Consider the following 24,884-nt stretch of genomic DNA (forward strand, 5'->3'; position numbering starts at 1 on the left):
TTGGCCACACGGCACCAAGCATAAATACGGCTTTGGAATATCACCTTAAGATCGAACAAATAACCTAGGCCGATATCGCCAGCGGTGCAATGGGCGTCACATCGTTAGCCTTGGCAATTTGCCCAGAAGACGTTGCAAGAAACGCCTTCCCCGCCTTTATCCCTTGCTGATAATCAATGCGTAAATCCGCATCTGTGCTGCCTAACAGCTTGCTCTGTAATGGCGCCTTCGCAAAAATCTGCACAATTTCAACATCATCGGGAGGATTGGCAATAAAATCTAACTCGGCTTGATAGGCCTCTTCATGCTGCACTAAGTAATCAATGGTCTTGGGGCAAAAACCAGAGACACAGATCCACGATTTAAGCTTATGTACCCAAGCCGATTGGGCTTGAAAGTCCTCATTGACTGTTCTCACGACCACAATTTTGCGGGCGCCACGTTTATACGCCTCACGCACGGGCAGCGGTGCCGCTAAGCCACCATCGAGGTAAAAGTCCTGCTCGAGTTCGAGTGTCGCATCGCTATGATTAGCAGATCCAATCCCTAACCAAGGCGTTAACTTGACCCCCTGTTTATATAAAAAAGGCAAGGCGCTAGAGGCTTTGAGTAACTCACGCCAGTGCTCATGACTGGTTGGACTCAAGAAATACCCTTGGCGATCAGACACTCGTGTAGTCGTAATAAGGAGTTCTCGCCCATTGAGGGATTGACTGGCCGCCGCTAAATCCAGCTTAAAGCTGCCACGCTGAGTCTGCTCGAAATACCAGTCGAGATCGATCACATTGGCACCAATCAGACCGCGCCCTAGTTGATAGAAACGTTTATGACGCGTTAGCCCTCGGATGAGTTTTTTGGCGTAACCCTTTTGTCTGGCTAAAAAACTGGTCAAGTTTTGCGAGCCTGCAGAGGTGCCAATCAATAAATCGAAGGGGTCAAATTCCGCCTCGAGCCAAGCATCGAGTACACCTGCGGTAAAAATGCCGCGCTGGCCACCACCTTCTGCAATTAACGCTACTTTCGGCGCGGTAACAGATTGAGAGGCAGAAGATAAATGGCTAATCGGCGGCATAACTGACCTTATCGCAACAGAGACGTAATGGGGAATAGATAAGCTCAGTCTAAACAAAGATTGTCACAGTAAAAAACGGATAGAATCTATCGTTGTAATCGATAAATAAAATATGAGAAGCGTTTCATGCGGATCATGGCATGGTTAGCAGCAAGGCTAAAACACTCATGCACATTAAAAGGCATAGCGGAATTTATATTTATATACAATCTGTTGCATAATCAATCTATGCCCGCGAATCATCACGCGGGCATAAATGACACTAGGAAGCTTTACGCTAGAACTTATGGGTCAATTCCAAGGTGACATTGCGTGGCTCACCGGGGAAATGGCCATTGCGCTCACTAAATCCGCTAACAGCATATTCCTTGTCGAAGATATTCTTCAGATTTACGCGCACTTGGGTTTGATCCCATTGGGTTGTCCAGCTCATATCAAACACTGTATGGGGTTTCACCGTTTGACCATTGAGGCTAAATTGCTCGCCCACATAGTCCATCCCAAAAGCAATGGCCGAATCAATCGCTTGAATATCGTAACGCGTCCATAAACCTGCTTGATGACGCGGCGCATTGGCAAAGTGTTTGCCGTCGCCAAAGGTGTTGGTCAAACTGTCGTTGGTCACGCCTTTAATCACTTCGGTATCGTTATAGGCATAGTTGGCCGTCACGGTAAGATTATCAGTGAGATCGCCCACCAGCGTCCATTCCACCCCTTGGCTGCGTACTTCGCCTAAATTGACCAAGTTAGGAATACCATCGTCATCCCCGGTATCTAAAGGGTTTGCCTGCGCCACATTTTGTTTTTCAATGCGGTAGAGTGCAAGCGTGGTCATAAACTGGCCATCGAGCCACTCGTTTTTCATCCCAAGCTCTATTTGATTACCAGTTTCGGGATCGAGTGCGCCGTCACTTTTAATGCTCTCTTGATCCGACAATGATGCCGGATTGAAACTCTCTGAGTAGTTCAAATAGAAAGACATAGATTCGATTGGACGATAATTCAGCCCAGCCCTTGGGGTAATGGCATTATCGCTAAAGGAGAATCCGGTCTTTTTGTCGTAATCATCAAACTGGCTAAAGCGTAGACCCGCAATTAAAGACCACTGCTCGTTGAAATGCAGATGTTCTTGCAGATAGAGGCCAAAACGGTTGGAGCGGGTACCGTCGGTATCCATGTCTTTTAACTGATAAGTACTCGGATTTGTTTCACCGTAATTCAGCTCAAAGATATTGAGATTACCCACGCCTTCCTTGCTCGTCGCCAACTTGTAATGGTATTCGGTTTCGACATAGTGATAATCACCACCAAACAGGAACTCATGCTCAAAACCTAAGGCATTAAAACGATAAACAAAATCGTTGGTTAAACTGATTTCGTCATTGGCACGGGATTGGACACGATATTCACGTTTGATGGTGCCATCGGCGCTGTTTGCCTTACCATCACCGTTCACATCGACCCAACCACGGGATTCATGATATTGCTGATCGGATTCATTATTCAGGTAACGAATTTGAGTTTTTACCGAAAAATCATCACTAAATTGATGATCGAGAATCGCTTGCAGCACCAAGGCATCCATTTTCTGGAAGTCGCTTTTCTCGTTGGCATTGTAGGAAGGGTCAACGAGGAAATTCCCCGCATCATCCACGGGTACACCACGTAACCGATTACCGCCCAAATCCTGTCTTATCAGATCGAATGTGGTGGTGAGCTTAGTATCGTCACTGATTTCATACAGTAAGCCACCTGCTACTTCGGCATTTAAACTATCGGCATTGTTACGGAAGCTATCTTCCTGTTGATAATAGCCCCCCAATCGATAGGCTAAATCCTCGGTTAAGCCACCGGTGAAATCCAGCGAGCCGCCCATCATGTCGTAACTGCCCGTGCTTAAGGTGAGCTCTTTACGCTCGACAAAGGTCGGTTTTTTCGTCACATAGTTAATCATGCCGCCGGGTTCGCCGCCGCCATAGAGTGCCGATGCAGGGCCTTTTAATACCTCAACCCGCTGCACGTTGAACAGTTGTGGCACCGAAAATCCCGAATACGGGTCGCCACGCACGCCATCGTAAAACACGTTGGCATCGTCGCGAAAACCACGAAAGGTCACGCCGGAATAGCTAAATTCACTTACACCGGCAATGGAGCGGTATAAGTCAGTAATATTGCGGGCGGCTTGATCGTCAATCAGTTGCTCGGTCAGCACTTGTACTGACTGCGGCAGCTCCATCACATTAATTGCCGTTTTAGTGCCGATTTCCGTCTCTTTATCGACATACATCTGCATGGCGCGACCACGCACGACAATTCGCTCAGGTGCCTTAGTCTCGGCTTGTGTGCTGGCCTGTGTGTTGGTTTGTATATCGGCTTGTGCCATTGAAGCACTTTCTTGTTCGGGTTGACGCTCTTGAGCGTTAGGCGCAGCCGCAAAGACCAAATGCGGCATCAGGGCAAGCGTTAGTATTGAATAGGCAAAACGTGATTTCACAAAGTCCCCCAACCTTGAGCAAACCTGTGGTTTACCCATGTCATCTAAAATGTGCCGTCATTATAAAGTTTGATTGTTAGATGACAATAATTCTCATTTAAATTTACATCGGTCGGGGTTTGTAACAATTGTAAAGAGAGTCCATTCATTATGTACGGATATAAGTGGCATGGCTCTTAGTGTATGGCTCCTATTGAATGGATCTTAGTGCATAGCTCTTACTGAATGGCGCTGAATGAAAGCTATCTTAATAAAAAGCCAGCATCACACTGCTGGCTTTGGCTGGTTGTAACACTTTGAAGGTAAAGTTAAAAAATCGCCTCATCGAGCGTGGTCAACATCTCACTCGCCTGCTCCAACTGTTTACGCAGACTGCGGCTCTGCACGGCCCAATACGCCATATAAAAGTCCGCCGTTTTCAGTTTAGCCTGGTAAAAGTCGGCATCTTGCGTGCCATTTTCGAGCGCAGTCAGGGCAATCTTCGCCATACGCGCCCACATCCAGGCAAGGGCAGTAACGCCAAATAACTCGAGATACGCCATCGATGCCGCGCCGATAATGTCGGGATTGATAGCCGCATGGGTCGCTAAATAACCGCTCGCCTTTTGTAAATCGGTGGCACAATCCATTAGCCCACTGACATAGGGCTGCATTTGCGGATCTTTGCCCTGTAATTGAATAAACTCAGTCACTAGCGCAGACCATTGCTGCATGGCAGCGCCGCGATCGCTCAGCAGCTTACGCCCAACTAAATCGAGCGCCTGAATACCGTTAGTGCCTTCATAAATCAAAGCGATACGGCTATCACGCACGAATTGCTCCATTCCCCACTCGTGGATATAGCCATGGCCGCCAAATACTTGCTGTGCATCCACACAGGCGTTAAAACCACGGTTTGTGATAAAGCCTTTTACCACAGGTGTAAATAACGCCGCTAATTGGGCAGCCACTTTTGCTTTGGCAGGATCGCTATGACGCTCTGCCTCATCGAGCCAAAGCGCCTGCTGACCAACGAGTGCCCGGGCACCTTCATTAAAGGCTTTTTGCGATAACAACATCCGGCGCACATCACCGTGAACCAAAATCGGATCGGCGGCTTTTTCGGGCGCCTTAGCCCCACTGATAGCACGGCTCTGCAATCTGTCTTTGGCGTAGGCCAAAGCATTTTGATAGGCAATTTCGGACACGCCTAATCCCTGCATCCCGACACCCAGGCGCGCTTGGTTCATCATGGTAAACATGGCGCGCAGCCCTTGATGGGGTTCGCCGACTAACTCACCGAGTGCCCCCTCGAATACCATCACGCAGGTTGAGTTGCCGTGGATCCCCATTTTATGCTCAAGGCCACTAGCATAGAGGCTGTTCGCCTCACCTAAACTGCCATCACTGTTCACTAACACCTTGGGCACGGCAAACAGCGAAATCCCCTTCACCCCTTCGGGCGCGTCGGGTAAACGGGCGAGCACCAAGTGCACTATGTTATCGGTAAATTGATGGTCGCCCGAGGAGATAAAAATCTTCTCGCCAGTGATGGCAAAATAGCCGTCCGCCGCGGGAACGGCCTTAGTACGCAGCAGTGCTAAATCGGTTCCTGCATGGGATTCGGTGAGGTTCATGGTGCCAGTCCATTCACCACTCACTAATTTGGCTAAATACTTCTGTTTCAGCGCCTCACTGCCGTGGGCATGAATGGCCGCATAGGCGCCATGGGTAAGGCCGGGATACATGGCAAAGGCCATGTTGGTCGAGGTTTGCATCTCGGTGGCGAAAATACCGACCACTTCGGGTAACCCTTGGCCGCCATAGGCGGGATCGCAGGTCAGTGTAGGCCAGCCATTATCGACAAACTGCTGATAGGCGTCGGCAAAACCTTCGGGGGTAACCACTTTGCCATCCACGAGTTTGCAGCCCTGCACGTCCCCTACGCTATTTAACGGCAACATCACCTCAGTACTGAAATCCGCCATACCCTGTAGGATGGCATCGACCAGATCGGGGTCGATTTCATCGAAGCCTTTTAAGGCATCTTGCTGATAAATATGCAACATTTCATCGAGGATAAATTGATAGTCACGTAGTGGTGCTTGATAGACTGGCATAATCGCTTCCCTTTCTTGTTTTATGGCAATGAACTAAGTGCTCTGACCACTTTAGCTAAATCTGTTGAAAAAGGAAGCATCTGGACCTTGGCACAATGACTTTTGTTTACACAATCGAACAGCGAAACCGTAAATTGATCGCAACAAAGGCTTATGCTCAAGTGCAAAAGTTTGTAAGCTAAGTGTCTGTATTGCTGATACGTCATCAGGTTGAGGATATTGTTACTATGGGTTCTGTTACCACCAAAAAACACGCAAACGGGCTCGATTATGTCGAAGTGAACACTGCGTTATGCCAAGCAAGGATTTTTTTACAGGGCGCGCAAATCGATCATTTTCAACCTGTAGGTAAGCCGCCCTTGTTATGGGTGTCTTCGGCGGATGACTATCAACCGGGTAATGGGATCCGTGGCGGTGTACCTGTCTGCTGGCCTTGGTTTGGCATGAGCAACCAAGCTAATTTTCCACAACATGGTTTTGCCCGCACCCGTATTTGGACACTCGAGTCGGTTGAGATGCGTAATCAATTGGTGGATTTGCGTTTCAGCTTAACGATCAGCGAAGAAGATAAAATCTTTTGGCCGCACCATACCCAAGTCAACGTCCTCTTTACCTTAGGTGAAACCTTAAGTATCAGCTTAGTTAACACTAACCTCGGCGATGTGCCCGTAACGCTCACTCAAGCACTACACAGTTATTTTCCAATTGAAGATATTCACCAACTTAAAGCCACGGGTTTTAGTGGCGCTCAATATATTGAGTTTGCCGAAGGGCCTTACCCGCAAACGACAGATGATGTGCTATTTGACCGCGAAACCGACCGTGTTTACACCAACCTAGGTCCGGTACAACACTTACATACGCCCCAAGGTGTGATTGAAGTGAGCCGCGAAAATAGCCACTCGGCCGTGCTATGGAACCCTTGGATTGAAAAATCGACTCGCCTTGCCCGCTTTAATGACGATGACTATTTGACTATGGTGTGTCTCGAAGCTGCCAATGTGCTTGAAGATAAATTAACGCTGGCCCCCGGCGAGAGTCACAGTTTAGTAACCCATATTCGTTGGGCAGACTAATCCGTCTTTGTCGATATCCCATCAATGTAAAAAGCCCAGTGCATGACTGGGCTTTTTTATGCCATCAAATTCACGATGGCCATCAGTTTGGCAATCACCGCCTACTTAGTGTTTTTCTCAAAACGCGCTAACAAGCTTGAGGTGTCCCAGCGATTACCACCCATGGCTTGGACTTCGGAATAAAACTGATCCACTAACGCGGTTAAGGGTAAGTGCGAACCATTACGGCGAGCTTCTTCTAGGGCAATGCCTAAATCCTTACGCATCCAATCGACGGCAAAACCAAAATCATAGCTTTGACCCCACATGGTTTTGTAGCGATTTTCCATCTGCCAGCTTTGCGCCGCACCTTTACTGATCACTTCAACCACTTTTTCACCGTCAAGGCCTGCTTTGCGGGCAAATTGCAGCGCTTCGGCAAGGCCTTGTACCACACCTGCGATACAAATTTGGTTAACCATCTTAGTGAGTTGACCTGCCCCTACCTCACCTAAACGCTCTGCGCAGCGTGCAAACGCCTCGATAACGGGCTTTACACGCTCGAACACGGCTTGGTCGCCCCCGACCATCACGGTCAGCACGCCATTTTCGGCGCCAGCTTGGCCACCCGATACAGGCGCATCGAGAAAATCGATGCCTTTTTCGGCCAGCACTTTATGTAATTCACGGGCCACATCGGCAGAAGCCGTTGTATGGTCAACCAGTACAGTACCTTGAGCCATACCATGGATCACGCCATCATTGCCTAATACCACTTCACGCAAGTCGTTATCGTTGCCTACGCAGGTAAACACAATATCTTGGCCGATAGCCGCCTCTTTGGGCGTTGGGCAGCAACTACCGCCGTAGTTCTCGACCCAAGCTTGTGCCTTGGCAAAAGTGCGGTTATACACAGTAACCTCATGGCCCTTGTTGAGTAAGTGTCTTGCCATGGGGTAACCCATTACGCCTAAACCAATAAATGCGACTTTTGCCATGAGGAATTCCTTTGATTGATAAACAAGGTGAAACGTTTTACACCACACATTTTACTGCGTTCATTAACACCGCCAAATTGACAATACTGAATTGACCACAATGGACTAACGACACGCTGAACGCGCGCTTATGTTACTCCGAGAAAGACCCGACCTAAACTAAAAAAATGCGAGCAAGTGTTTCAACTTAAAAGGTCAATCCGTAATAAAAAACGCTGGCGGCAGTGTAGCACTCACTTAGGCGAGCGTCAGAGTAAAAATGCCCTCGGCAGCAAACGCAGTGTTCGACAGAAACAACAAAGGCGCACACTGGCGCCTTTGCTTTTGATCACGAGCCAAAATCACTTTTGCACGTGGGCTTCCATTTCGGCGCCAATTTTCTTGCGCATTTCCATCAAGCGCAGCGCAGAATCACGTAGATGAATATCATGCTCAGTCTGCGGCACCCATTCAGGCACAGGTGTCGGTTGTCCATTTTCATCCACGGCCACCATGATAACGATACAATGAGTCGTGAGATGGCGCTCAGAGACCTTAGGATCCCCTGCCCGCACATCAATACCGATATGCATCGAGGTCTTGCCGGTATAAATCACCTTGGCGCTGACTTCGACAATATTGCCCACAAGGATCGGCTGTACAAATCGAATTCCCCCCGCATAGGCGGTAATGCAATATTTACCACTCCAACCTGCGGCGCAGGCATAGGCCGCAAGGTCAATCCATTTCATCACAGCGCCGCCGTGAACCTTACCACCAAAATTCACATCCGCAGGCTCAGACAAAAATCTCAGGGTAATTTGTCTATCGATACCAGCCATATAACCTCAACTTATTCAGCCTCTGTGGCTCAATGATTTTGCAATAAGTTGAGTTTACGATAGAAATGCGCAATAGCGTAAAGATAATTGCGATTGTCCCAGTGAAGAGAACCGATTTAGCCAAAGTAGCTTATCAGCCCGCAGGAGAGCAATAATCCCGGCAACGCCAAGCGATACAACCACAGCTGTAATTGGCTGCTAACAAACCGAGTCCCCTTGCCATAAGTGTAAATACCCAACCCCGCCAAAAACAGCCCAATCACTTCAAATCCCGATGACATATGGTTGCTACCACCGACACTGATGGCAGTCACCAACAACGCAAACCACACCAGCACATATGCGGCAATGGCAAAGGTGAAGGTCTTCATGCCGATATCCATATTCGGATGCCAAACTTTGGATTCACCACGGATAAGTTCGGTCAAATTTGCGGTTACAGCGCCAACGATTGGCACAAGCGGGATCACCAGAGGGTTCAACATGACAAGCTTCCTTTTAAGCGGTATATGCCTGTCATTATCGGCGGCAAGCTGGATTAAACAAGCTTGATGAACAAAGGTTAACCATTTGGATATCAGCACGTTAAAAAGTGATACACGGCACAATTCGAGCATAAAAAATGCGCCAATTGGCGCATTTTTTATCGAGCTAACCGCTGTTTAAACTTTCTTAAACAGCAATGAACCGTTAGTACCACCAAAACCGAAGGAGTTACATAGAGCGTACTCTAACTTCACATCGCGGGCGGTGTGCGCCACAAAGTCTAAATCACAGCCTTCATCTGGATTATCGAGGTTGATGGTCGGTGGTACGGCTTGGTCGCGCAGTGCAAGCAGGGTGAAAATCGCTTCTACTGCCCCCGCAGCGCCCAACAAGTGACCCGTCATAGACTTAGTTGAGCTGACCAGCAGATTATAAGCGTGGTCACCAAACACAGATTTCACCGCGGCCGCTTCGGCTTTATCGCCCGCAGGAGTTGAAGTGCCGTGGGCATTGATATAGCCAATTTTCTCAAATGGCAGTTTGGCATCATTCACTGCATTGACCATAGCCGCAGCTGCGCCCGCACCATCGCTTGGTGGCGATGTCATATGGAACGCATCACCGCTCATACCAAAGCCGACGAGTTCACCATAAATGGTCGCGCCGCGCGCCTTAGCATGCTCGTATTCTTCCATTACCATCACACCTGCGCCATCGCCGATGACAAAGCCGTCACGGTCTTTATCCCATGGACGACTGGCTGCCGTTGGGTCATCGTTACGGGTCGACAGGGCTTTGGCCGCACCAAAACCACCCACGCCTAATGGACAAGTGACGTCTTCGGCACCGCCAGCAACCATCACGTCGGCATCGCCATAGGCGATGGTACGCGCCGCAAAACCGATGTTATGCACACCAGTAGTACAAGCAGTCGTGACGGCAAAGTTAGGGCCTGTCATACCGTACATAATCGATAAATGGCCAGCAATCATATTGATGATGGTGCTTGGCACGAAGAAAGGCGAAATCTTACGGGGGCCACCGCTTAATAGCGCGCTGTGGTTTTGTTCGATTAACCACATGCCGCCCATGCCCGCACCGATAGCAGTACCGACACGGCCTGGGTTTACTTTGCTCATATCCAGACCCGAGTCTTGGATAGCTTGGATGCCAGCAGCCATACCATACTGAATAAAGAGGTCCATTTTACGGGCATCTTTCTTGGTTAAGTACTGCTCAACATCAAAATCTTTTACAGAACCACTGAAACGAGTGGTGAATTCGCTGGCATCAAATTTGGTTATAGGTGCAATACCACTCTTACCCGAAAGCAGCGCCTTCCAAGTAGTATCGACAGTATTACCCACGGGAGTTACTAACCCTAAACCGGTTACCACTACACGACGTTTAGACACGGCAGTCACCTTTTAATGCTAAATAGATAAGGTTATGACAGATCACGGTGTTTCTATCATAAAGAGTCTTCGCCAATCTGCGGCGAGCATCTCATGGACAAATGCAACACACAGCTTCCAGAGACGATTGAATGGCACTATTGCAGAATTGGGCGGGGCTAAAACAAAAACAGGCGGCATATTTGCCGCCTGTTCTCTAGAATTCAGAATTACTGATTCTTAGAAACGTAATCGATCGCTGCTTGAACAGTAGTGATCTTTTCAGCTTCTTCATCAGGGATCTCGGTATCAAACTCTTCTTCCAGAGCCATAACCAACTCAACAGTGTCCAGAGAATCTGCACCCAGATCGTCAACGAAAGATGCCGCTGGTTTAACGTCTTCTTCTTTAACGCCCAGTTGCTCTACAATGATTTTCTTTACACGTTCTTCGATGTTGCTCATTAGTTTTCTTTCCTATTCAAATTACGCACTTGCGTAAGATTGCGAGTAGTTTATTAGATTTGGCTGACAATGCAAGCTTAGTTTTCGTGGTCTAACCACGAAATTTAGCGACCAATTGATACAGATCACTACTCAGTTGCGACAGTATCCCTGCCATCCGCCCTTAAACCATGTACATTCCGCCATTCACATGCAAGGTCTCGCCTGTGATATAAGCGGCAGAATCCGATGCCAAGAAGAGTACGGCATTAGCAATTTCTTGCGCTTGCCCTAATCGTTCCATCGGAACCTGAGACATGATAGCTTTTTGCTGATCTTCGGTCAGCTCATCAGTCATATCGGTCTGGATAAATCCAGGAGCGATAGCATTAACTGTAATTTGACGAGATGCAACCTCTCTTGCAAGAGATTTTGTAAATCCGATCAAACCAGCCTTTGCAGCCGAGTAGTTAACTTGACCTGCATTGCCCATAGTGCCTACCACTGAACCAATATTGATGATCCGGCCGAAGCGCTTTTTCATCATGGTACGCATCACAGGTTTTGATAGTCTGAACAATGATGTCAGGTTGGTATCGATGATATCGTTCCATTCATCATCTTTCATTCGCATCAGCAAGTTATCACGGGTGATACCCGCGTTGTTGACTAGAATATCAACATCACCCGCTTTTTCTTTGATCGAATCGAATAAATCGGTGACGGATTGACTATCGGTAACATTAAGCACTAAACCAAAACCTTTGTCACCCAGATATTCTTGAATTGCTGCGGCGCCCTTCTCACTTGTGGCAGTTCCTACCACAATCGCACCAGCTTCGACTAAGGTTTCGGCAATCGCGCGGCCAATACCACGGCTCGCGCCTGTCACTAAGGCAACTTTGCCCGCTAAACTCAGATTGATACTCATACAAACTCCTTATTCAGTTAACGCGGTAAGGGATGCAACGTCATTAACTGCTTGGGCAGAAAGAGATTTATTAATGCGTTTCGCAAGACCTGTCAATACTTTACCAGGGCCACACTCAACTAACTGGGTAATGCCTTTTTCGGCCATTAATTCAACGGTTTCGCTCCAACGCACTGGGCAATAAAGTTGACGAACCAGCGCATCTTTAATGTCGGCAACCGCAGTGGGTGATGCCACATCTACGTTATTGATAACGGTGATGCTTGGCGTATTAAACTGCACATCGTTTAAAGCTACCGCTAATTTATCAGCGGCAGGTTTCATTAATGCGCAGTGTGATGGCACGCTGACTGGCAAGGCAACCGCCATTTTGGCGCCCGCCGCTTTACAGGCCACAGCTGCACGCTCAACCGCCTCTTTTTGACCCGCGATAACCACTTGGCCAGGGCTGTTAAAGTTAACTGGGCTCACCACTTCGCCTTGGGCAGCTTCAATACACGCATTAGCAATGCCGTCATTATCAAGACCGATAATCGCGTACATAGCGCCAGTACCCGCTGGCACAGCTTGCTGCATCAGTTGACCACGTAGCTCAACCAGTTTGATCGCATCTTTAAAATCGATGACACCTGCACAGACTAAAGCGGAATATTCGCCTAAGCTGTGACCCGCTAACATCGCAGGCATGGCCTTGCCAGAAGCAACATAGGCACGCCAAATCGCCACACTTGCCGCTAATAAGGCAGGCTGGGTTTTATCGGTTTCATTTAGGGTTTCAACGGGGCCATCTTGCACTAATGCCCACAGATCATACCCTAACACCTCACTCGCTTCGGCAAAGGTTTGTCCCACAATCGGCTGCGCACCAGCCAGCTCGGCTAGCATGCCTAGGGCCTGTGAACCTTGGCCTGGGAATACAAAAGCTACATTTTCCATATCAAATTACCTATGGCGAACTTAATTTATTGAACACTAAACCGTTATCTTGGACAGCAAACCAAGATAACGATAGTTAGGAATTTAGTCGTATCCAGATACGGTTAAAAACGGACGAGCGCACTGCCCCACGCAAAACCGGCACCGAAGGCTTCGAGCAGCAATAGCTGACCACGTTGGATCCGGCCATCACGCACGGCTTCGTCTAAGGCAATCGGTACCGACGCCGCCGAGGTATTACCGTGTTTGGCAAGGGTTAACACCACTTTATCTAAGCTCATGTCTAGCTTTTTCGCCGTGGCATTAATAATGCGGAAGTTAGCCTGATGGGGAACCAACCAGTCGATTTCCGACTTGTCGATATTATTCAGGCGTAATGTTTCAGTGACTACATGGGATAACTGAGTCACCGCTACTTTAAAAACGTCATTACCTTTCATGGTCATAAAGCCAACCGCCTCAGAGGTTTCCCCCTGACGAGGTGGGAAGGCGCACTTAAGCAAGTCACCTTGACGACCATCGGCATAAATATGGGTTGAAATAATCCCGGGCTCATCGGAAGCGCCGATAACCGCCGCCCCTGCACCGTCACCAAACAAAATGATGGTGGTGCGGTCTTCTGGCTCACATAAACGTGATAGCACGTCGGCGCCAATCACCAGCACTTTTTTAGCGGCGCCGGTTTTAACAAATTGATCAGCGACAGATAAGGCATACACAAAACCTGAACAAGCCGCCGCAATATCAAAGGCTGGAATGGTATGTACGCCGAGCATGGCTTGAATTTCGCAGGCCGCCGCAGGGAACGCATTTGCCGCACTGGTGGTGCCACAAATGATCATATCTAACTCTGATGCTTCTATGCCGGCCATCTCGAGCGCATTTAATGCTGCCTGATAGCCCATAGTTGAGACAGTTTCGTCTTGCGCCGCAATGCGACGCTCTGAAATACCTGTACGTTCAACAATCCATTGGTCACTGGTTTCCACCATTTTTTCCAAATCTTGATTGCTACGCACCTGCACTGGCAGATAACTACCAGTTCCGAGAATTTTTGTATGCATAAGGAGGAATCAGTTATTTATATCTAAAAGAATCGACTCCAAACGATCTTTTATCATTTCGGGGAGTCGACGTTGCGCTTCAGTCACTGCCAAACTAATTGCTTGTAAATAGGCAGTTTCATCCGCATTTCCATGGCTCTTTACAACTATGCCGCGCAATCCTATCAGACTTGCACCATTATAGTGGTCGGGGTTCATCTGGCTGAGGACCGCCTGAATGCGTGGGGCGATGAGTTTTGCCAAAAAACGCACGAAGAAACCTTGGGTTAGGCCACGTTTTAACTGATGAACCAATAACTTGGCAATGCCTTCAGAGGTTTTGAGCGTGATGTTACCCACAAAACCGTCACAAACGATCACATCCACATTGCCCGAATAGATTTCATCACCTTCGATAAAGCCGGTGTAATTAATCTGATCGGTGTTTTGCAGTATTTGCGCCGCTTGTTGAACCTGATCGTTGCCTTTGATTTCTTCTGTGCCCACATTAAGGAGTGCAACTTTAGGGCGGGATTTTTTATCCACCGCCTCACACAGCACAGAGCCCATCACGGCAAATTGGAAAAGCGTTTCTGAATCGCAGGAGATATTGGCACCTAAGTCCAATAGATAAACCGGCTTTTGCGTGACCGAGGGTAAACAACTGACCAACGCGGGTCTGTCTACACCGGGCAAGGTCTTCAATAACACCTTGGCCATGGCCATCAAGGCACCAGTATTACCCGCACTCACACACGCCGCAGCTCGTCCGTCACGCACCAGTTCAATCGATAAGCGCATCGAACTATTTTTGCGGGTACGTAAAGCGTGCACGGGTCTATCGGACATGCTCACCACTTCATCGGTGTGAATGACTTCAATACGTGAGAGTAACGGTTGTTCTGCTTGACGCAGATAGACATCAATTTCAGTCTTATCGCCGACTAAAATGATTTTAAGAGAAGAGTGAGATTTTAGTGCCCGCAAGGCTGCAGGCACCGTGACGTGGGGGCCATGATCGCCACCCATCGCATCTAACGCGAGCGTCAGACTCGTCATTAGGAAACCAACAAATTACTTGTTGATTACCTTTTTACCGCGATAGAAACCATCAGCAGTCACGTTGTGACGCATATGGACTTCACCGCTGGTAGCGTCAACAGACAGCTGAGCAGTGCTCAGTGCGTCATGTGAACGGCGCATACCGCGCTTAGAACGAGATTTTTTATTCTGTTGTACAGCCATTGGCCCTGTCTCCTAGATTACTTGCTCTTCAGTTTTTCTAACACTGCAAACGGATTTGGACGCTCCTCTTGAGCGGGTTCGATCTCGCCTACAACTATGTCCATTGACCCGATGTTGCAATCAGTTTCTTCATGCATCGGGATGATAGGCATAGCGACTATCAATTCATCTTCGATCAATTGATGCAGACGTACTTCGCCAATCTCATTGCACTCAATTGGGTCATACGCATCCGGGAGCTCATCGATTTCTGCCTTAGTCCGGCATGGACCGAAGCAAAACTCGACCGTAACCTCAGTGGTAAATAGCGTCATGCAACGTTGACAAACCAGAGTGAGCTCCGTCACAGCCTTCCCTTTCAGGTAGACTATCCCCTGCAAATCTACGCCACATTCAATCGACACTGCCACATCGGAACAGTCGCCGGCACATAACTCATTTAATCTTCTCAATTGCTGCCCAGGCACTATCCCCTCATAGGTAGAACGGCTCGAGGCGGCGCGAAAAGGATCAATTGAAACCGGTATCTTTACTGTTTGCATAAGGCGCGCATATTATAGTTTGAAAACGCTAGAGTCAAAGAAAAATTTCTAACTTAAGTCCCAGTTTGCGACTTAAGTGATTCTCTAGCCCCAACATTGAAATTAACGGAAGCGAAATTTTACCCAAGCACGGGGCGGCGCACAAGCGTAAGCCGTCTAAAATAGCCGCACTCATCGTAAGAATCCCCGATTACCGCCCCAAAGTCATTCTATCTGCCACCACTCGCTTGCATTCAAGCGGCTAGGTTAGCGACAATGAGTCAGGTTTTCTTATGGATTTTACCGATGACGCCCCAGTTAATCCTCGCTTCCACCTCTGTTTACCGACAAGCACTATTACAAAAGTTAGGCTTAGGCTTTGAGACTTGCAATCCGGATATCGATGAAAGCCCCATGGCAAATGAGTCCGCCCAAGACTTAGTCTTAAGACTCGCCAAAGCTAAGGCTGAGGCAGGTGCGAATCATTTTCCGAGTGGATTAATTATAGGCTCAGATCAGGTTGCCGTGATTGACGGCAAGATTATTGGTAAGCCATTAAATCGAGACAATGCGATCAAGCAGCTCAGCCAAGCCTCGGGCAAAGCAATCACCTTTTATACCGGTCTTGCGCTCTATGATGCTAAGACTGGAGAAGTGACAGCCCAAGTCGAACCTTTCACCGTGCATTTTCGTCAGCTGACGGCCGCGCAAATCGCCGCTTATGTCGATAAAGAGCAACCTTTTTATTGTGCGGGTAGCTTTAAGAGTGAAGGCTTAGGAATTGCCTTGTTTAATCGCTTAGAAGGCCGAGATCCTAACACCCTGATTGGGCTGCCTTTAATACTATTAACTGAAATGCTGCTCAATCAAGGAATCGATGTCTTAGCCGATTAGCACGAAGCGGTTATTTAAGGTGGCATGACGCAAGTGCGGCTCGATATGAGCAAGCTAGATGACACTTGCCCATATCACTTGCTCATATGATTCAAAAAGCATTTGGATTACTCACGGTACAAGTTTTCAGTGCTCATAAATCTGCACTAATGAGTCAATCACTATAAATGCAGCAAGAGTTTTTCAGGGGAATCAATTAAGGCGATGGGATTGGCTTGCTGGAGCATTTCGCCACTATGGGCGCCGTAAGTGACGCCCACAGCGTCGATACCCGCATTCGCCGCCATGGTTAAATCCAACAAAGAGTCTCCGACCATCAAGGCTCGTTCAGGCGGAACACCTAACTCCTGCAACAAACTTAAGATCATTTCTGGATGGGGTTTACTCTGCGCCTCATCGGCGCAGCGAGAAGCAATAAAATAGTGACCTAAGCTGGATTGCTCCCACACGCGCACTAAGCCTGCTCTCGCCTTACCCGTTGCGACAGCAAGCTGATATCCTGCTGTTGATAATGATTCGAGTAGTTGGGGGGCTTGGTTAAAAATCGGCGTTGGCGTGGTATCAAGGTTCAAATACTGCGTCTTAAACTCGGCGCGCATCTTTATATAGCAATCATCAGTGCCAACAAGTGCTTGAGCTGCATTTCCTTGTGTTGCACTCGCAGCTGCGTTAATCGACTTCCCTGAAGTCAAACCTTCGGGAAATAACACCTGTAACGCCTGCGTCATCGACAAACCAATCACATTGCGAATATCCGTCTCAGCTGGCACGGGTAACGCCAGCGCCCTTGCCATATTCTCAATGCAAACAATAATCTTGCCGATGGAATCCATTAACGTGCCATCCCAATCAAAAATCACTAAATCATATTTTCGCGGGGTAGAATGACTCACTGACACTTTCACGCTCTCAGGTTATCCGTGGGTAATAGGCGCAGAGAAACACTAAGCGCGCTTTAACTTGCCTAGCAGTTGTTGCAAATTATCATCAAGCGGCGCTGAGACTCGCATCACCTCATCGTTTTCAGGATGAATAAACATTAACTCTGCCGCATGTAAAAACAGTCGAGTCAGACCCAGTGCGCGCATACTGTCATCAAACGCTTGCTCGCTGTATTTTTCATCACAGGCGATAGGATGTCCCATATATTGGCAATGCACCCGAATTTGGTGGGTACGGCCTGTTACAGGGCTCGCCTGCACAAGCGTACAACCTTGATAACGCTGTACAATTTTAAAACGCGTTTCAGAAGGTTTACCTTCGGCATTGACTCGAACGATACGTTCGCCCGACTTAAGTGTCAGTTTTAGCAGTGGTTGTTTAACCACTTTATCCTGCGCCGACCACTCACCTTTCACTAAGGCTAAGTAATCCTTTTGCATCTTTTTATAACGCAGTTGGTCATGCATATGCTTAAGCGCACTGCGTTTTTTCGCCACCAGTAACACGCCCGAGGTGTCTTTATCGAGACGGTGAACCAGTTCTAAAAACTTTTGTTGTGGACGCAAGGAACGCAATGCTTCAATCACACCATAATCGACGCCACTGCCACCATGCACCGCAATACCTGCCGGTTTATTCAATACAATCAGATGATTGTCTTCATGTAAAATACGGTCTTCAAGCTGTGACACTCTGCTCAAGTTTGCGGAAGGCGCGGTACGATTATCCTGCTCAGCCATTCTGACCGGCGGCACGCGAACCACATCACCAATTTGCAATTTGTACTCGGGCTTAATGCGTTTTTTATTCACCCGTACTTCGCCCTTACGGACGATACGGTAAATCATGCTCTTAGGAACGCCCTTGAGCACTGTGATTAAAAAATTGTCGATTCGTTGGTCGAGGTGGTCTTCGTCAATCGTGATCAACTGCACCTGTAGCTGTGGAGATTCTGTATTCATGATGTCCCATCTGCTTAAAACGGCGGCCATTGTACAACACTTAAGAAGAATTGTGCCTTTCCATTGCTGAATTTTTTGATTATTGCTATATTTCACCAGCGATTAGGGATAAGCCGTGAATAAAGTGTTCACAAGATCCCAGTCCCAAGTGAAAAGCTTTATAGATTAAAAAAGATTTTCTTGATAGCAACTCATTGATTTGCAAATCGTATACTGAGTAAAAATACCACAAATGCGTTTTTTACGATTAAATCGAGAATCTAACCTTACTTTGACTAGGTTTATCTAAAGTTTTTCTCACCGATTTCGAAATATATTTTAACTTGTCGTCAGACAAACCGATTCGACTTGGGCATTACCGGAACGAAATGAAAGAATTTATGGGGTTGGTTGATGTTTTACAACGAATTCCTTGTTTTTGTAATCATTAAAAAATAAGCCATAAATAGGATGCGACACGCAGCGACTGCGTCTAACAGTAATGCGCACCTTGCCTAGCCACCAGCCGTGAGGCTTCGTTGACCTACTGCTAGGCCCGTAATGCAGCGAAACGCGATTGTTTGATGACCTCCATTTAAAGAAGAATGACGTCATCATGAAACGTATGTTAATCAATGCAACTCAATCAGAAGAGTTGCGTGTTGCCCTGGTTGACGGGCAACAACTGTACGATCTGGATATTGAAAGTCCTGGTCACGAACAAAAAAAATCCAACATTTACAAGGGTAAAATTACCCGCGTAGAACCTTCTTTAGAAGCCGCTTTCGTTGATTATGGTGCCGAGCGCCACGGCTTTTTACCGCTAAAAGAAATCGCCAGAGAATACTTCCCTAAAGGTTATTCTTTCCAAGGTCGCCCAAACATCAAAGAAGTCGTCAGTGAAGGACAAGAAGTTATTGTTCAGATTGACAAAGAAGAGCGCGGCAACAAAGGTGCGGCACTGACGACCTTTATCAGCCTAGCAGGTTCTTACTTAGTCTTGATGCCAAATAACCCTCGTGCTGGCGGTATTTCTCGCCGTATCGAAGGTGACGAGCGCACCGAATTAAAAGAAGCCATGGCCGATTTAGAAGTCCCAGCGGGTATGGGCCTTATCGTTCGTACCGCGGGTGTTGGCAAAGAATCGACTGAACTGAAATGGGACTTAAAAGTTCTACAGCACCACTGGGCTGCGATTACCGAAGCCGCGCAAAGCAAACCCGCGCCGTTCTTAATTCACCAAGAAAGTAACGTGATTGTTCGTGCAATTCGTGACTATCTGCGCCGCGATGTGGGCGAGATTTTGATCGACCACCCACGTATTTTTGAAGAAGCCAAACAGCATATCGCACTGGTACGCCCTGATTTTGTTGAGCGTGTAAAACTCTACGAAGCCGAAGTGCCATTGTTCACTCACTTCCAAATCGAGTCGCAAATCGAATCGGCATTCCAACGTGAAGTGCGTCTGCCATCGGGCGGTTCGATTGTTATCGACCCAACTGAAGCATTAACCTCAATCGATATCAACTCTGCCCGCGCAACTAAAGGCGGCGATATTGAAGAAACCGCATTAAACACCAACCTTGAAGCCGCCGATGAGATTGCCCGTCAATTACGTCTGCGAGACTTAGGTGGTTTAGTCGTTATCGACTTTATCGATATGACGCCTGTGCGCCATCAACGCGAAGTTGAAAACCGCCTGCGTGATGCAGTGCACCACGACCGTGCCCGCGTGCAATTAGGCCGCATTTCTCGTTTCGGTCTGATGGAAATGTCGCGTCAACGTCTGCGTCCATCGTTAGAAGAATCAGCTGCACATATCTGCCCTCGCTGTCATGGCCAAGGCACGATTCGTAGTACCGAATCTTTAGCGCTGTCGATTCTACGTTTGATGGAAGAAGAAGCCATCAAAGAAAACACCTCACAAATCGAAGCCATCGTGCCTGTCGATGTGGCGGCCTTCCTGCTGAACGAAAAACGCAAAGCGATTCGTATCACAGAACAACGCCATGATGTGGAAGTCTATGTGATCCCAGATCCGCACATGATGACTCCTGATTATCGTGTGATTCGTCACCGCACCGACGATGAAATCGATGAATCCAGCTACAAGCGCATCGAACAGCCAGAAGCCAAGTTATACGAACCCCGTAAACTGGAACGCACTGCTGCGCCAGCACCAGCCCTAAAAGGCTTCACTGCACCGCAGAAAGTCGAACAAGCCGCCGCACCAGCTGCCAACAAAGTGGAAGCAACCGAGCCAGGTTTCTTCAGCAAACTGTTCAGTGCCATTGGTGCCTTCTTCAGCTCAAGCGATAAGCCTGCGGCTGAAAAGGCCACAGAAACCAAAAAGTCTGACAGCCAAGCGGCCAATGCGAACCGTCGTAATCGTCGTAATGACACTCGCCGTACTCGCAATAACCAAGATGCTGACAAAGCGAAAGAAGGCACCCGCGAGCCACGCACCCGCAATGCCAAGAAGTCGGCTGATGCACCTCAGGCTCAGGAGCGTCCAGCTCGTGAAAAAGACGAGAATGCAAAACGCACTAAGCCAGAGCCTAAGAGCCGTAACCAAGCACCAAAAGAAGTGGTAGCAGAGTCTCAAGACGACACGCCAAAGCAAGAAGTGGCCCGTGAGCGTCGTCAGCGCCGTAACATGCGTCGTAAAGTACGCATCGATAACGCCAATGAAACCTCTGAAGCGCCAATTCAAGAAGAAGTGGTATTAGCCGAAGTGGCCGCTGTTAATGCTGCCAATACTGACGTTGCAACTGAACCACAAGCTGAAACCAAAGCACCTCGCTCACGTCGCCAACCACGCAAAGAAGCTGCGGTTGTCAACGAGACAGCAGAAGCGACTGATGCAATAAGCCAAGCTGAAGCAAGTGCTGAAGTGGCTGTAGAAGCGCCTGTAGTAGAAAACCGTGCTGATGCGCCTGCTGACGTAACAGAAAGCATTAAGACTGAAGCCGAGACCGATGCGGATAACGCAGACGTCAGCGCCGATGCCGATGATAAAGCGAAACGTGAATCTCGCGATGGACAACGTCGTAGTCGCCGCAGCCCACGTCATTTAAGAGCGGCTGGTCAACGTCGTCGCCGTGATGAAGAGGAACAAGGCGCCTCTGCACCTGCACAATTCGTACCAAACGACGCACTGGGTGAAGATCAGGACTACCCTGCTCCAACTGCTCAAACGGCAGAAGCAGCCGAGACCGCTGAAGCAAAAGCAATTGAAGCCATCGCTGAACCGACAGTGACGTCTCCTGCTGCTGTAGTCGAAGCGGCAGATGTCAGTGTGGTTAATGAAACCACCGCCAATAAAGCTGTTGAGACTGAAGTTATTGAGGCTGTTGCTACCGAGCAAGTGGCTGAGATTAAAGCTGAACCAACAGAAGTTCCAGCAGACACTGCGGTAAACAACAAGGTTGAGACAAACGTTAAAGTTGAAGTAGTTGCTGTTGAGCCAGCTAAAGCGGTAGAAGTAGCAGTTGATGCTGTAGTCACCCCTGCCGAAACTCCAGCTCAAGCGAAAGCTGAAGCAGAGGCTGTTGCAGTTGAAGCCGTAACGCCAGAAGCAGACAAAACCGAAGCAAAAGAAGCCGTAAAATCTGTGGCCTCTGCGCCAATGGCAAAACCTGCTCCTATCGTTAAACCACAGGCAAAAACCGTTGTGACTCAAGTAGCAGCATCGCCTACAGCAGAAGCCGTGGTGAGCAAACCCAAAGCGGCGAGTCGTTTTGGTTCTATGGTGTCATCAGAAATGACCAAGCCAACGGTAGAAGTTAGAGCTCAGGTTGAAGTACCGAAAGGTCGTGAGTATGACAGTGCCGCCTCCGCCGAAGCGGCTGCGCCTAAACTGAAACACAGCAACAGCGCGGAATCGGATATGGCTCGTCCATAATCCTCAACCCGTTGCAAAAAAAGCCATGCACTTGCATGGCTTTTTTATTTTCAGCAAATTAAGCCATATTTAAGGTTTAGCTCAATCGGCTTTTTTGTTAGTATGCGCGGCTATTTTGCCAACACAAGTCATTAACAGAGGTTTCATGTTCGATCTCTTTCGCCACAAAACATCTAGTCACAAAGCCGATATTCTCTCGGGTCTGACGGTCGCACTTGCGCTGATCCCAGAAGCCGTTGCCTTTGCCTTTGTCGCCAACGTCGAACCCATGGTCGGCCTCTATGCAGCCTTTATTATGGGATTAGTTACCGCACTGATTGGTGGCCGCCCAGGCATGATTTCGGGCGCGACAGGAGCCATGGCCGTGGTAATGGTGTCACTTGTGGTTGAACATGGCGTGCAATACTTATTTGCCGCTGTGGTGCTGGCGGGGTTAATCCAAATCAGTGCAGGAATATTTAAACTGGGTAAGTTTATCCGCATTGTGCCCTATCCTGTGATGATAGGCTTTGTGAATGGCCTCGCCATTGTGATTTTCTTGGCTCAGCTTGGGCAATTTAAAGTCAAAAATGCCGCAGGGGAATTAGTCTGGCTACCGCAAGAGCCTTTGATGCTGATGTTAGGGTTAGTCGCGCTGACCATGGCAATTATTTACTTTTTACCCAAACTAACTACAGCAGCCCCCTCATCGTTAGTTGCGATTTTAAGCGTGACCGCCATCGTGGTGGGTTTTGACTTAGAAACCCGTAATGTGTTGGATTTTCTTAAAACCATGAGTGGTGATGAGCATGCAACCATCGCAGGTTCACTCCCAAGTTTTGCGATTCCACAGGTGCCGTTTAACCTTGAGACACTCTACATTATTCTGCCCTATTCCTTTATTTTAGCCGCCGTCGGATTAATCGAATCCCTGTTAACCTTGACGGTTATCGATGAGATGACTAATACCCGAGGACGCAGCAATAAAGAATGTATAGGTCAAGGCGTGGGTAACATCACCAGCGGCTTTTTTGGGGCTATGGGCGGCTGCGCTATGATTGGTCAATCGATGATTAACATTAACTCTGGTGGTCGTGGCAGATTATCCGGTATTACCGCAGCTATCGGTTTATTGACTTTTATCCTGTTTGGCGCATCTTTTATCGAAATCATTCCGCTAGCCGCTTTGGTTGGCGTGATGTTTATCGTGGTGCTCGGCACATTCGAATGGGCAAGCTTTAAGTTTATGGGCAAAATCCCTAAACATGATGCCTTTGTGATTGTGCTCGTGACTACTGTGACCGTTTTTACCGATCTCGCCTTTGCCGTCTTTGTCGGCGTCGTGGTATCGGCGCTAGTGTTTGCATGGCAACATGCCAAGCACATCAGCGTAAAAGTAACCTCAAATAGCCTTGGCTGGAAAGTCTATGAGCTGAACGGCCCATTGTTTTTTGGCTCAGTGGCCAGTTTCCTCGAATTATTTGATGCCTCGCAGGATCCCCAGGATGTCGTTATCGATTTCAAACATTCACGCGTAGCCGATCATTCAGCATTAGAAGCCATAGATACCCTTGCCGAACGTTATGTTGCGCTGGGGAAAAAGCTGCATTTGGTGCATTTAAGTGCCGATTGTAAAGCCTTACTTCACAAAGCAGGCGATCTGGTTGAAGTGAATTTGCTAGACGATCCCCACTATAAAGTTGCGGACGATAAGCTCGATTCTTAAATAAGCACCTAATAAAGCTGCAATAACTGCTAACCCACGATCTGAAGGCTAACTTCGCAAAAGATTGTGGGTTTATTATTGCTGGCAACACAAGACTTGATGTGCACCGATACCTGATAGCTTAACTATCAAACTCAACTTTCACTACTCAACTTTGGCTAGATAAATAGGCTCCAAAACAGAGAAAAGGAGGTTAAGAGGTTAAGAGGTTAAGAGGTTAAGAGGTTAAGAGGTTAAGAGGTTAAGAGGTTAAGAGGTTAAGAGGTTAAGAGGTTAAGAGGTTAAGAGGTTAAGAGGTTAAGAGGTTAAGAGGTTAAGAAAGAATATCGCCTAATCCACTCACTATATACAAGGCAAGAGTGTAGAAAACTTAAAAGCGACACAAATAAAAAGAGCCGTGGCATAAACCACAGCTCTTAAATCCCTTGCTATCAGCGCGAGGCTAACAGCACTGAAAATTAACCGATTACGGTTACGTTTTCAGCTTGAGGACCTTTTTGACCTTGAGTCACAGTGAAAGACACTTTTTGACCTTCGTCAAGAGTTTTGAAACCGTCAGAGTTGATTGCACGGAAGTGTACGAATACGTCTGGACCAGATTCTTGCTCGATGAAGCCGAAACCTTTGTCAGAGTTGAACCACTTAACAACACCAGTAACTTGAGACATGATATAAATCCTGTAAATAAAAAATTAAAGCCTTAACGGCGGTGGAGCTGGAAAATGCCGGTATTACTTATGTTTACAGGACGAACTGGTCGTATTGAACACATAAATATAAGCCCAACCTTCAAGCTAGTAAGACTATAAACCATTCTAAAGATAAGTCAACATACTGCGACACTTTGAAAAATTTATTTAAACCAAGCCCATCTCAGGTTTTGCCACCGGCTCGCAGAACAGCATGTTCTTACGGCGTAAGCATCGACAGTTAAGCATTTTAAATAATTTATTTCAATAG

Annotated in this window: 21 protein-coding genes; 4 read left to right on the top strand and 17 right to left on the bottom strand. The window is 47.8% G+C overall.

Features of this window, described 5'->3' with window-relative positions:
- Positions 1 to 64: 64 nt before the first annotated feature.
- From K0H60_RS12880 to K0H60_RS12890, 3 genes are all read right to left on the bottom strand, one after another.
- Positions 65 to 1,072: a patatin-like phospholipase family protein gene (locus K0H60_RS12880; protein ID WP_220055976.1), complete on the bottom strand. Its 1,008-nt coding sequence runs from the start codon at positions 1,070 to 1,072 to the stop codon at positions 65 to 67.
- Positions 1,073 to 1,349: 277 nt separating this feature from the next.
- On the bottom strand, positions 1,350 to 3,455 hold the full coding sequence (locus K0H60_RS12885; RefSeq protein ID WP_434086674.1) for a TonB-dependent siderophore receptor: 2,106 nt from the start codon (positions 3,453 to 3,455) through the stop codon (positions 1,350 to 1,352).
- 419 nt (positions 3,456 to 3,874) lie between these two features.
- Positions 3,875 to 5,665: an acyl-CoA dehydrogenase C-terminal domain-containing protein gene (locus K0H60_RS12890; protein ID WP_220055978.1), complete on the bottom strand. Its 1,791-nt coding sequence runs from the start codon at positions 5,663 to 5,665 to the stop codon at positions 3,875 to 3,877.
- A gap of 227 nt (positions 5,666 to 5,892) precedes the next feature.
- On the opposite strand from K0H60_RS12890, the gene K0H60_RS12895 reads away from it, so the two are divergent.
- The gene (locus K0H60_RS12895; RefSeq protein ID WP_220055979.1) at positions 5,893 to 6,741 is read left to right on the top strand and encodes a D-hexose-6-phosphate mutarotase; all 849 of its coding nucleotides are present in this window, start codon (positions 5,893 to 5,895) and stop codon (positions 6,739 to 6,741) included.
- Between the two features lie 101 nt (positions 6,742 to 6,842).
- Here K0H60_RS12895 and K0H60_RS12900 read toward each other — a convergent pair whose 3' ends face one another.
- The 11 genes from K0H60_RS12900 to yceD form a co-directional block, all read right to left on the bottom strand.
- The gene (locus K0H60_RS12900; RefSeq protein WP_220055980.1) at positions 6,843 to 7,718 is read right to left on the bottom strand and encodes an NAD(P)-dependent oxidoreductase; all 876 of its coding nucleotides are present in this window, start codon (positions 7,716 to 7,718) and stop codon (positions 6,843 to 6,845) included.
- Positions 7,719 to 8,059: 341 nt separating this feature from the next.
- A complete protein-coding gene (locus K0H60_RS12905) occupies positions 8,060 to 8,539 on the bottom strand; it encodes an acyl-CoA thioesterase (protein ID WP_011623149.1) in 480 nt (159 codons plus the stop codon).
- A 116-nt stretch (positions 8,540 to 8,655) separates the two neighbouring features.
- Positions 8,656 to 9,024: a hypothetical protein gene (locus K0H60_RS12910; protein ID WP_039978490.1), complete on the bottom strand. Its 369-nt coding sequence runs from the start codon at positions 9,022 to 9,024 to the stop codon at positions 8,656 to 8,658.
- A 177-nt stretch (positions 9,025 to 9,201) separates the two neighbouring features.
- The gene (gene fabF / locus K0H60_RS12915; protein WP_039978489.1) at positions 9,202 to 10,440 is read right to left on the bottom strand and encodes a beta-ketoacyl-ACP synthase II; all 1,239 of its coding nucleotides are present in this window, start codon (positions 10,438 to 10,440) and stop codon (positions 9,202 to 9,204) included.
- Positions 10,441 to 10,649: 209 nt separating this feature from the next.
- Positions 10,650 to 10,883, bottom strand: coding sequence for an acyl carrier protein (acpP, locus tag K0H60_RS12920; protein WP_006081231.1), 234 nt, complete (start codon positions 10,881 to 10,883; stop codon positions 10,650 to 10,652).
- A gap of 163 nt (positions 10,884 to 11,046) precedes the next feature.
- Positions 11,047 to 11,793 (bottom strand): 3-oxoacyl-ACP reductase FabG, encoded by a 747-nt coding sequence (fabG, locus tag K0H60_RS12925; RefSeq protein WP_011623152.1) that lies wholly within the window; start codon positions 11,791 to 11,793, stop codon positions 11,047 to 11,049.
- Positions 11,794 to 11,802: 9 nt separating this feature from the next.
- Positions 11,803 to 12,729, bottom strand: a complete 927-nt coding sequence (gene fabD, locus K0H60_RS12930) for an ACP S-malonyltransferase (protein ID WP_220055981.1) — start codon at positions 12,727 to 12,729, stop codon at positions 11,803 to 11,805.
- Positions 12,730 to 12,833: 104 nt separating this feature from the next.
- Entirely contained in the window at positions 12,834 to 13,793 is a 960-nt protein-coding gene (locus tag K0H60_RS12935) for a beta-ketoacyl-ACP synthase III (protein ID WP_220055982.1), read from the bottom strand.
- Positions 13,794 to 13,802: 9 nt separating this feature from the next.
- A complete protein-coding gene (gene plsX, locus K0H60_RS12940) occupies positions 13,803 to 14,831 on the bottom strand; it encodes a phosphate acyltransferase PlsX (protein ID WP_023267848.1) in 1,029 nt (342 codons plus the stop codon).
- A gap of 15 nt (positions 14,832 to 14,846) precedes the next feature.
- Complete coding sequence (rpmF, locus tag K0H60_RS12945) at positions 14,847 to 15,017, bottom strand: 50S ribosomal protein L32 (protein WP_011072715.1); 171 nt, start codon at positions 15,015 to 15,017, stop codon at positions 14,847 to 14,849.
- 17 nt (positions 15,018 to 15,034) lie between these two features.
- Positions 15,035 to 15,559 carry a 23S rRNA accumulation protein YceD gene (gene yceD, locus K0H60_RS12950; RefSeq protein WP_023267847.1) on the bottom strand — a complete coding sequence of 175 codons (525 nt, stop codon included), beginning with the start codon at positions 15,557 to 15,559 and terminating at the stop codon, positions 15,035 to 15,037.
- Positions 15,560 to 15,844: 285 nt separating this feature from the next.
- Between yceD and K0H60_RS12955 the strand changes: the two genes are divergently transcribed.
- Positions 15,845 to 16,432: a Maf family protein gene (locus K0H60_RS12955; protein ID WP_220058167.1), complete on the top strand. Its 588-nt coding sequence runs from the start codon at positions 15,845 to 15,847 to the stop codon at positions 16,430 to 16,432.
- A gap of 161 nt (positions 16,433 to 16,593) precedes the next feature.
- Here K0H60_RS12955 and K0H60_RS12960 read toward each other — a convergent pair whose 3' ends face one another.
- Both K0H60_RS12960 and rluC read right to left on the bottom strand, forming a co-directional pair.
- A complete protein-coding gene (locus tag K0H60_RS12960) occupies positions 16,594 to 17,337 on the bottom strand; it encodes an HAD-IA family hydrolase (RefSeq protein WP_220055983.1) in 744 nt (247 codons plus the stop codon).
- Between the two features lie 39 nt (positions 17,338 to 17,376).
- Positions 17,377 to 18,336, bottom strand: a complete 960-nt coding sequence (gene rluC, locus K0H60_RS12965; protein WP_086902634.1) for a 23S rRNA pseudouridine(955/2504/2580) synthase RluC — start codon at positions 18,334 to 18,336, stop codon at positions 17,377 to 17,379.
- 595 nt (positions 18,337 to 18,931) lie between these two features.
- On the opposite strand from rluC, the gene rne reads away from it, so the two are divergent.
- Positions 18,932 to 22,219: a ribonuclease E gene (gene rne, locus K0H60_RS12970; protein WP_220055984.1), complete on the top strand. Its 3,288-nt coding sequence runs from the start codon at positions 18,932 to 18,934 to the stop codon at positions 22,217 to 22,219.
- A 145-nt stretch (positions 22,220 to 22,364) separates the two neighbouring features.
- Complete coding sequence (locus K0H60_RS12975; RefSeq protein WP_220055985.1) at positions 22,365 to 23,924, top strand: SulP family inorganic anion transporter; 1,560 nt, start codon at positions 22,365 to 22,367, stop codon at positions 23,922 to 23,924.
- 458 nt (positions 23,925 to 24,382) lie between these two features.
- Here the strand turns inward: K0H60_RS12975 and K0H60_RS12980 are convergent, their stop codons facing one another.
- A complete protein-coding gene (locus tag K0H60_RS12980) occupies positions 24,383 to 24,592 on the bottom strand; it encodes a cold-shock protein (protein WP_011072720.1) in 210 nt (69 codons plus the stop codon).
- Between the last annotated feature and the right edge of the window lie 292 nt (positions 24,593 to 24,884).

This window comes from Shewanella mangrovisoli, from assembly GCF_019457635.1.
GTDB lineage: Bacteria > Pseudomonadota > Gammaproteobacteria > Enterobacterales > Shewanellaceae > Shewanella > Shewanella mangrovisoli.